This is a genomic window from Pseudokineococcus marinus (assembly GCF_013004605.1).
Taxonomy (GTDB): domain Bacteria; phylum Actinomycetota; class Actinomycetes; order Actinomycetales; family Quadrisphaeraceae; genus Pseudokineococcus; species Pseudokineococcus marinus.
This window is the reverse complement of sequence record NZ_JABEMA010000116.1, coordinates 1-9,176: the sequence shown is the minus strand read 5'-3', so window position 1 is coordinate 9,176 and position 9,176 is coordinate 1. Positions and strand designations below refer to the sequence as shown.

Genomic DNA, 9,176 nt, shown 5'->3' with positions numbered 1-9,176 from the left:
GGCGACGCGCGCGACCAGCCCTCGGAGCAGGAGCGGCCCACGCCCGGCGCCGACCTCGGCCTCCGTGACGGCGCCGACGACCGGGCGCGCGCCGGCAGCGGCGGTGAGCGGTGACCGCGCCGGCCCTCTCGCTGGTCGTCACGACCGTCGGGCGCCCGCAGGAGTTCGAGCGGCTGCTGCGCTCGGTGATCGCCTCGGAGCTGGCCGACCGCGTGGAGCTGGTCCTCGTGGACCAGAGCGCCGACCAGGCCTGCGCCGCGGTCCTCGACCGGCTGGCGCCCCCGGCGTCGCCCGCGCCGCTCGTCCGCACGGCGCGGACGACGTCCGGTCGCGGCGCCTCCCACGGGCGGAACACCGGGCTCGGCCTCGCGACCGCCCCGGTCGTCGGCTTCCCCGACGACAACTGCTGGTACCCCGAGGGCGCCCTGCGGGCCGTCGTCGAGGCCTTCGCCGACGACCCGGACCTCGCCGGCCTCTCCGGTCGCCAGCTGACGGAGGAGGGGCGTCCCTCGATGCTCCGGTGGAAGGCGGCGGCCGGGCCCGTCACCCGACGCAACTTCCTCCACACCTCGATCATGTCGACGATGTTCTTCGCCCGGGACCACATGGACGCGGTCGGCCACTTCGACGAGACCATGGGGGTCGGCTCCTTCGGCTGGTACGGCGCGGGGGAGGAGTCCGACCTCGTGCTGCGGGTCCTGGCGGCCGGCGGGCGGGTCCGCTACGACCCCGCCCTCGTCGTGCTCCAGGAGGAGCCTCGCGAGGCCCCGGACGAGCGCTTCGTCGCGAAGATGCTCAGCTACGGGTGCGGCATGGGGCACCTGTGGCGCCTCCACGGCCTCTCCCGCGCCCAGCTGGCGTACTACGCCGCCCGCAAGGTGGGGGGCGTCGCCGTGCGCACCGCCCAGGGGCGCCCCGTCGTCGCCCGCGCTGACGCGGCCTACCTGCGGGGACTGGCGGCGGGCCTCGTCGACAGGCCGCCGCGCGCGCTGCGCGAGCGGGCCGCCGTCGCCGGCACCGCGGCGCCGCGGGCGGGCGCCCGTCCCGGGGTCCCGGGTGCCTGAGGCCCCGGCGAGCACTGGCCGGGCCCCGGAGCGCACCGGGACCGGGAGGTCGCACCTGCCCGGGGGGCTCTGGTGGGTCTCGCCGGTGGGGGCGGTCGCCCTCATCGTCCCCGCTTCGCTGTGGTACGCGGCGAGCCTCAGCGACGACACCTACCGCCTGCTGTGGCGCACCCCGAAGGTGCTCGGGCCGACGACGACGGCGCTGGCCGCCGCGGCGGCGCTGGCCTTCGTCGTGGGCGCCGCCACGGTGCGGGCGCTGGCACGACGCCGGGTCGTGCGTCCCTGGCCCGGCCTGGGCGCCGACGTCCTCGACCGTGTCGAGCGCGGCTCGGGCGTCGTCTTCTGGCTCACGGCCGTGGGGTACGCGGCCTTCGCCGTCGCCGCGGCGGCGCGCGGCCTGTCCCTGTCGGCGCTCGTCCGGTCGGTCGTCGACCAGGACAACTACGGGTCGGAGTTCCGCGACCAGCTCGCGCCGGTCCCGGGCGTGACGACCCTCACCCAGTGCGGGCTGGCCTACGTGGTGATGGCCTCCGTCCTCCTCGTCCACCGGTGGGACGGGCGGACGGCGCGCCGGCTCGGCGTCGTGCTGCTGCTCGCGCTGGTGCGCTCCTTCGTCAACACCGAGCGGCTCGCCCTCCTCGAGCTGCTGGTGCCCCTCGTCGTCGTCCTGGCGGTGGCCCTGCGCCGACGCGGTGGCGCCGTCGCCCGCCGGGCCGTCGTGCTCGCCCCCGCCGTCCTCCTGCCGCTCGTCGTCGCCGTCTTCGGCGCGTTCGAGTACTCGCGCAGCTGGCAGTTCTTCGCCGACCGCACGGACCAGTCCTTCGTCGGCTTCGTCCTCGCCCGGGTGGCGGGCTACTACGCCACGGCCTTCAACAACGGCGCCATCCGCGTCGAGGAGGGCACCTACCCCGGTCGGCTGCCCTACGAGAGCGTCCAGATGGTCTGGGACGCTCCCGGCGTCTCCTCGCTGGGTCTGTACGACCGGTGGTCCGCCAGCCCTCCGCTGGCGTCGCAGGACCTCCTCGAGCGCTTCGGCAACCCGGAGTTCAACAACCCGGGCGGCCTGCTCGTCCCCGTCGTGGACCTGGGGGTGGTGGGCGGCCTGCTGTACCTCCTCGTCGCGGGCGTCCTCGTCGGCCTGGCGTACCAGGCCTTCGTCGAGGGCCGGCTCGTCGGCCTGCTGCTCTACCCCGTCGCCGCGACGGGCGTCTTCGAGCTGCCCCGCTACGTCTACTGGAGCCAGGGAAGGGTCCTGCCCGCCGTGCTGTGCATCGCCGCCGTCAGCCTCTACGCCCTGCGCGCCCGCCGGCGCGCGGACCGTCCGCCGGGCGACCTCGGCCCGGCGGTGCCCGCCGGCTCCGTCACCGGGAGCCCGTCGTGAGCGGTCCGGGCCCCCGGCCGACCGCCGAGCCCCTGCGCTGGCTCGTCATGGCCACGCACGTCGGTCCGGACGGGCAGGGCGGCGGGATCGTCCGCTACACGACCCAGCTCGCCGGGGCCCTGGAGCGCCGGGACGACGTCGAGCTCCACGTCCTCGCGGGCGAGGCGGGGCCGTGGTTCGGCACGTGGATGGCGCCGGAGCGCGTGCACGCCGCGCCCCGGCTGCCGCGGACCGCAGCCGCTCTCGTCGAGAGGCTCGGCGGCGGCCCGCTGGCCCGCGGCGGCATGGACGTGGTGCAGGGGACCAAGCACCTGCTGCCGCTGCGACGGCGCACCGGTGGGGCGACGTCGGTGCTCACCGTGCACGACATGATCCTGCTGGACCGCCCGCAGGACTTCGACCGGGCGAAGCGCACGCTGCTGCGCCGTCCCTACCTGTCGAGCCTGCGCCAGGCGGACGTGCTGGCCTCCGTCAGCCGGGCCACCGCGGGGCACCTGGCCCGCTGGGTGCCGTCGGCGCCCGCGCGGACCGCCGTCGTGCCGCTCGCGACGTCCCCCACGCTGCTCGGGGCCGTCCCCGAGCCGATCCCGCAGCTGCGGGGGCGCCCCTTCGCCCTCGTCGTCGGCGACCCCAGCCCGCGCAAGAACCTGCCCCTGCTCGTCGACGCCTGGCCGCAGGTGGTCGACCAGGTGCCCGACGCCGTGCTCGTCGTCGTGGGGCCGGACAGCTGGGGCGAGACGGTCCACGGCCGTCGCTTCGCCGAGCTCGTCGAGGCCGGCAGCCTCCTGCGCCTCACCGACCTGCCGGACGCGCCGCTGCGCTGGTGCTACGAGCAGGCGGCCGTGGTCCTGTGCCCGAGCCTCGCCGAGGGCTTCGGTCTGCCCGCCCTCGAGGGGCTCGACCTCGGCGCCCCGGTCGTCACCTCGCTCGACGCGGCGCTGGTCGAGGCGACGGGCGACCTCGCCCTCCACCTGCCGGGCGACGACCCCCGGCCCTGGGTGGCGGCGACGGTCGAGGCCCTGCGCCGCGGACGGGCCGCGCACGACGCCGCGGCTCCCGAGAGGTCACCCCGGACCTGGGACGACGTGGCCGCCGAGACGGTCGCCGCCGTCCGCGCCGCGCGGGGCTAGGCGCGGCGCGCCAGCCGCAGCGCCAGCCCTCCGGTGCGTGCGGGCAGGACGCCGGCGAGCCACGCGGCGTCGTCGCGCCCGAGGACGCCGACCCTCGGCGCCAGCAGGAGCAGGACGACGGCGAAGGCGACCGCGCCCAGCGGCACCGCCACCCACGGGGGCGTAGCCGCGGCGACGGCGCCCGCGACGAGTCCCGCGACCCCGGCGGCCACGGCCGGTCGCAGGAGGACGCCGACCCTGAGGTCGCGCACGGGCGGGAGGTCGCGCGAGGCCACCAGGAGCGCACCGGCGTAGGCGACCTGGGCCGACACGGCCGCGACGACGGCGCCGGCGGCCCCCAGGCCCGGGACGAGCGCGAGGCAGGCGCCCACGTCGACGAGGGCGGCCAGGGCGGCGGCGCGGACGGCGACCGCCACCCGCCCGGTCCCGAGCCAGTAGGCCCCCAGCGCCCCCGCCGTGGTCGCGGGCAGCAGCAGCAGGCAGAGGCCGCGCAGCAGCGGTGCGGCCTCGCCGAAGGAGGCGCCGTAGAGCGCGACCAGCAGGGAGGGCCCCAGGGCGAGGAAGCCCGCGACGAGCACCACGCCGACCGCGAGCAGCACGCGCAGCGCCCGGCCCACGACGGCGGAGAGCCGGTCCGCGCCCCCCGCCGCGTGGGTGCGGGCGACGGCGGGCATGGCGGCGCCCGTGACCGCCGCCATGACGGCGACCGCGACGGAGACGAGCGTGAAGCACGCGGCGAAGAGCCCCACGTCGCGGGCGGTGCCGAAGAGGTCGATGAAGACGAGCTCGACGCGCCGCTCGACGACCTGGGCCAGGGCGAGGCTGGCGACGAAGCCGAGCCAGAGCCGGGCGACCGGACGCAGCGGCACGGGCGGGCCGGCGCGGGGCGTGCCGGGGACCCGGCGCTGCAGGACGAGGAGCGCGCCGAGCAGGTAGAGGGAGCCGACGGCCTGGCCCACGAAGACGCCGGTCACCCCGAGGCCGCCGAGGACGGCGACGACGCCGAGCAGCGGACCCGCCCCCTGGCTCACGAGGCGGCGCTGGCTGACCCGCGACCAGCCGTCGAAGGCCACGACGCGCACGGTCAGCGCGTAGGCGAGCGCGTCCACGAGGGCCGTGCCGGCGATGACGCCCCAGAGCAGGAGCGGCTCGTCGCGCAGGGCGCCGAGGCCCAGCAGGCCCGCGGCCAGCACCACGCCCGTGACGACGTGGGCCCGCAGCGACCACACGCGCAGCCAGTGCAGGGAGCGGTCGTCCCCGGCGCCCCGGGCGGCCGACAGGAGCTGGATGCCGGCCTGGGTGAGGGACAGGACGAAGGTGTTGAGGACGAGCGCCTGCACGTAGGACAGCAGGCTCTGCAGCCCGAGCCCCTCGGCGCCGAGGACCCGGCTCACGACCACGGACAGCGCGAGGGCGGAGACCATCGGCAGCACGGTGGCCGCGACCCGCCAGAGCCCGCTGCGGACGACCTCGCGCTCACCGCCTCCCGGACGGGGCGGCGGCGCCGCCCCGTCGCTCACGGGCGCGGCCCGTCGAGGAGCCCCTCGAGGAAGCCCTCCAGGCGCGCGGCCCGGTCCGCCCAGTCCATCTCCCGCGCGGCGCGGACCCCGTCGTGGTTGACCCCGGCGCCGACCGCCCGCGCCAGGGCGGCGTCCTCCTCGCCGGGCGCCGCGGCGACGTGGACGCCGGGCGGGGCGGGACGCACCGAGGGCGGCAGCGTGGAGACGACCTGGAGGCCGGAGGCCAGGTACTCGAAGAGCTTCATCGGGCTCCGACCGCGGTTGAGGTCGGTCCGCCGCAGGGGCAGGAGGCCGACGAGCGCCTGCCGCATGAGCCCCGGGGTGCGCTCGTAGGCGACCCCGCCGTGCACGACGACGTTGTCCGGCAGCGCGGGCACGGGCACGGTCGTGGGGCCGTAGACGTCGACGGGCAGGTCGGGGCGCCCGCGGGCCATCGCGGCGAGGGCGTCCCAGTCGAACCGGTCGTCGACGGCGCCGACGTACACCGCCCCCCGCCGCTCCACCGCCCCGCCGGAGGAGTCGAAGCGGCCGAAGTCCACGCCGTTGTCGAGGACCAGCGAGGGCACGTCCGGGCGGACCGCGCGGAGCCGCTCGAGGACGACCGAGGACGTGGCGACGAGGGCGTCGACGCGGCGCAGCAGCCGCTGCTCAGCGCGCACCTTGGCCGCGGACTCGACGATGTCGGTCGAGCGGTAGACCACCGCGCGGGCGCGCACGAGGCGCTCGACCCCGGCGGCGAGGGGCTGGTCGACGAGGAGGACGTCGACGTCGTCCAGCCCCAGGTCCGCCAGCCGTCGCCGCAGCGGCGGCACGGCCGTGCGCAGCGACAGCGGGCCGAGGTGCACCGGACCGGCGGACGTCGGCAGGAGGGTGAGGGGCACCAGCGCCGGCACGCCGTCCGCGCCGGTGCGGGTCCGCAGCGCCATCCCGGCGCGGCGGCGGACCTCCGGGTCCCGCCACCGCAGCGCGTGGGCGAGGGAGACGGGGGTGGACAGGTGCGCCACACGGTGGCCGCGGGCCCGCAGCTCGCGGGCCAGGTGGTGGCTCCCGACCGTGAAGACGCCGCCGGGAGCGGTGTGGCCGACGACGAGGACCCTCATGCGCCCTGCCTCCACCGCGCGGGGGAGACGGCGAGCAGCGCGCGCCGCGCCGGCCCCGGGACCGTGTCGGCGAACCACGCCGTGTCCTCGCGCGAGAAGAGGCCGACGGCCCGACCCGCCAGCGCGGTGACGGCGAGGAAGGCGACGAGGGCCGCCGGCAGGGCCAGGGGGCCGTCGACGAGGGCGTCGGCGCCGAGGGCCGCCGCCGTCGCCGCGAGCGCGGTGGCCGCGGCCCGCGCGACGCCGGCCGGGGCCAGCCCGAGGTGGACGCCGCTGCGCAGCGTCACGACGACGAGCACGGCCGCGGCGGTGCCCGAGCCCGCGACGCTCGCGACGACGGCGCCGTCGACGCCCAGCGGCGGCACGAGCAGCCAGGCGAGGGCGACGTCGGCCGTCGCGCCCGCGCCCCCGGCCGCGAGGACGGGCCGCAGGCGCCCCGTGCCCGTCCAGTAGGCGCTGCAGAGGGCGGCGAGGGGGGACAGCAGCAGCGTCACGGACAGCCAGCGCACGAGGTCGCCGGACTCCGCGAAGGCGGGGCCCCAGGCGGCCGTGACGACGAGCGGGGCCACGGAGACGGCGCCCCCGGCGAGCAGAAGGGCGAGGGCGACGACGATGCGCAGCACCCGGCCGAGCGCCTGGTCGACGCGCTCGACCTCCCCGGCGCCGTGGGCGGCGGCGATGGCCGGCATCGCGGCGCTGATGAGGGCCGTGGAGAGCACGAGGGCGATGCCCACGACGTTGAAGGCGACCGAGAAGTGGGCCACCTCCTCGGCGCTGCGGTAGGCGTCGAGGAAGACGAGCTCGACCCGCCGGTCGACGACCTGGGTGAGCAGCGAGCTGAGGGCGAAGAGCGCCCACACGCGCAGGACGGGCGGCCAGGCGGGGGCGGGCAGGTCCCGCGTCGAGGGGTAGGGGCTGGCCCGGTCCATCCGGCGCAGCACGACGAGCAGGACGGAGGCCGAGACGAGCTGGGCGACGAAGACGCCGGTGATGCCCGCCCCGAGGAGGATCGCCGCGATGCCGAGCAGCGGCGTCGCGCCCGTGGCGACGAGCCGGCGGACCGACGTGGGCCCCCAGCCGTGGCGGGCGATGTGCCGGCTCGAGCTCCCCCAGCACAGGCTGTCGACCACGGTCGTCGCCGCGGCGACGAACCACAGCGCCTGGTAGGAGTCGCGGCCGAGGCCCACCGCGACGAGGACGGCGGCGGAGGTGGCGCCGCCCGCGAGGTGGGCCCAGCCGCTCCACCGGGCCAGGTGGGCCAGTCGCGCCTGCTCGCGCGCCCCTCCCGCGGCGGCGATGAGCCGGACGCTGGCCGTCGTGAAGGAGACGATGACGACCGACACGAGCAGCGACGAGACGTAGGCCACGAGGCTCTGCTCGCCGAGGACCTCGGCGCCGAGGAGGCGGCTGATGACGATGGACAGCGCCAGGGTCGACCCCATCGGCAGGACGGCGCTGGCCGCGTTCCAGATCCCCCCGCGGAAGACGCGGCTGCGGCTGCCGCCGCCGTAGGAGCCGCCCGGCGGTGACGCCGGGTCCTCGAGCCCCTCCCCGACAGCGGCGCGGGGCGCCCCGGGGTCGGGAGCGCCCGGTCCCTGCTCGGCGGCGCTGGGCCCTGGCACGGCGGCTCCGTCCTGGTCGGGGGTGGCGCGCGCCGACGCGCGCGCGTCCGGCGGCGGGTGTCGGTCGCGACGTCGCGGTGCCCGGGTGCGGGCTCCGACACAGTAGGCCCACCCGCGGCGGGGGCGGCCCTCGGCCGCGCCCGCGTCGGCCTGTCTCACCCGGGAGGGGGACCCCCTGCGGGGGCGCGCCCTCCCGGGCGGCGGCGGCCTCAGCGCTCGACGCAGACGGGGTTGCCGTCGCGCACCCAGCCCTTGGCCTCGTAGTCGCCGAGGGGCGCCTGGGTGACGAGGAGGGTGCTCGGGCCGCCGAGGACGGTGAAGCCGTTGAGGTGGACGCCGCGGGCGGTCGAGCCGACCGCCCGCAGGAAGCCGACCTGGCGGCTCGCCGAGCTCCGGGTGCCGGAGATGCGCAGGCCCTCGACGACCACGTCCTCGAGGGGGCGGCTGCCGTCGACCCAGCCGTCCCAGACGAGGACGGCGCCGTGGTCGACCGTCGTGGACTGGTTGGCGTCGACCACCACGCCGCCGGACACACGGACGCGCACCGGGGCGAAGGTCCGCCAGCCCGGCTCCTTGGCGATGTAGACGGCGGCGGCGTTCGACCGCTCCACCCGGATGTCGGTGTAGGTGATGTCCTCGCCGCCGACGACGGTGACGCCGCGGCCCCAGGAGGTGCCGAGGACCGTCGGCGAGGTCACCGCGACGCGGCGGACGGGCTGGCCGTCCTGGGCGTAGGAGACGACGGCGACGCCGTCGTCCCCGGAGTCCCGGACCACCGGCCGGACGACCTCGCCGTCGGAGGAGGGCCCGGTGATGTGGATGCCGTCGGCCCGGGTCCCGCTGACGCGGGCGTCGACGAGGGAGAAGCGCTTCGCGCCCCAGAAGTAGATGCCCGCCGCGGCGGACCCCTCGACGCGGACGCGCTCGACGCTGACGTCGCTGGCGCCGAGCACCGTGAGCTTCATGTCGTCCCAGGTGCCGAGGCGCTCGGTCGCCGTGGGCATCGCCAGCGTGATGTCCCGGATCGTCGTTCGGTCCCCCTGGACCAGGAGGGCCGAGCGACGCGGGTCGGTCGCGAGGAGGGTGCCCGTGCCCGCGAGCGTCAGGTCGGGGCGGCGCAGGCGGAGCACCTGGGTGTGGCGGAAGACCTTGCCGGCCGGCAGCACGAGCGTCGTGCCCGGGGCGGCGGTGTCCAGGGCGCGCTGCAGGGCGGCGGTGTCGTCGGTCCGCCCGTCGCCGACCGCGCCGAAGGCGGTGAGCGGCGTGCCGCTGGCCGCCAGGGCCGGCCCGGGGTCCGCGGGCGTCGGCGCCGCGGTGGGGGCGCTCGTGGGGGCGGGTGCGGGAGACGTCGTCGCGGGG

At 77.7% G+C, this 9,176-nt stretch carries 7 protein-coding genes; 3 read left to right on the top strand and 4 right to left on the bottom strand.

Translation table 11 applies throughout. The features are described 5' to 3' along the window. The first annotated feature begins 110 nt into the window (after positions 1-110). The 3 genes from HLB09_RS09145 to HLB09_RS09135 all read left to right on the top strand — a co-directional run bounded on the left by HLB09_RS09145 (position 111) and on the right by HLB09_RS09135 (position 3,575). Complete coding sequence (locus HLB09_RS09145) at positions 111-1,064, top strand: glycosyltransferase family 2 protein (RefSeq protein ID WP_171203078.1); 954 nt, start codon at positions 111-113, stop codon at positions 1,062-1,064. An 85-nt stretch (positions 1,065-1,149) separates the two neighbouring features. Next, positions 1,150-2,445 carry an oligosaccharide repeat unit polymerase gene (locus tag HLB09_RS09140; protein ID WP_171203077.1) on the top strand — a complete coding sequence of 432 codons (1,296 nt, stop codon included), beginning with the start codon at positions 1,150-1,152 and terminating at the stop codon, positions 2,443-2,445. Continuing rightward, positions 2,442-3,575 carry a glycosyltransferase family 4 protein gene (locus HLB09_RS09135; protein ID WP_212770814.1) on the top strand — a complete coding sequence of 378 codons (1,134 nt, stop codon included), beginning with the start codon at positions 2,442-2,444 and terminating at the stop codon, positions 3,573-3,575. The genes HLB09_RS09140 and HLB09_RS09135 overlap by 4 nt, the downstream gene beginning before the upstream one ends. On the opposite strand, the gene HLB09_RS19940 is transcribed toward HLB09_RS09135, so the two are convergent. From HLB09_RS19940 to HLB09_RS09115, 4 genes are all read right to left on the bottom strand, one after another. Next, on the bottom strand, positions 3,572-5,095 hold the full coding sequence (locus HLB09_RS19940) for a lipopolysaccharide biosynthesis protein (protein WP_171203076.1): 1,524 nt from the start codon (positions 5,093-5,095) through the stop codon (positions 3,572-3,574). The genes HLB09_RS09135 and HLB09_RS19940 overlap by 4 nt on opposite strands. Continuing rightward, positions 5,092-6,195 carry a glycosyltransferase family protein gene (locus HLB09_RS09125; RefSeq protein WP_171203075.1) on the bottom strand — a complete coding sequence of 368 codons (1,104 nt, stop codon included), beginning with the start codon at positions 6,193-6,195 and terminating at the stop codon, positions 5,092-5,094. The genes HLB09_RS19940 and HLB09_RS09125 overlap by 4 nt, the downstream gene beginning before the upstream one ends. Continuing rightward, complete coding sequence (locus HLB09_RS19935; RefSeq protein WP_171203074.1) at positions 6,192-7,817, bottom strand: lipopolysaccharide biosynthesis protein; 1,626 nt, start codon at positions 7,815-7,817, stop codon at positions 6,192-6,194. The genes HLB09_RS09125 and HLB09_RS19935 overlap by 4 nt, the downstream gene beginning before the upstream one ends. A 209-nt stretch (positions 7,818-8,026) precedes the next feature. Beyond that, positions 8,027-9,176: glycosyl hydrolase family 28-related protein (locus HLB09_RS09115; RefSeq protein ID WP_171203073.1), on the bottom strand; the 1,150-nt coding region annotated here is incomplete at its 5' end.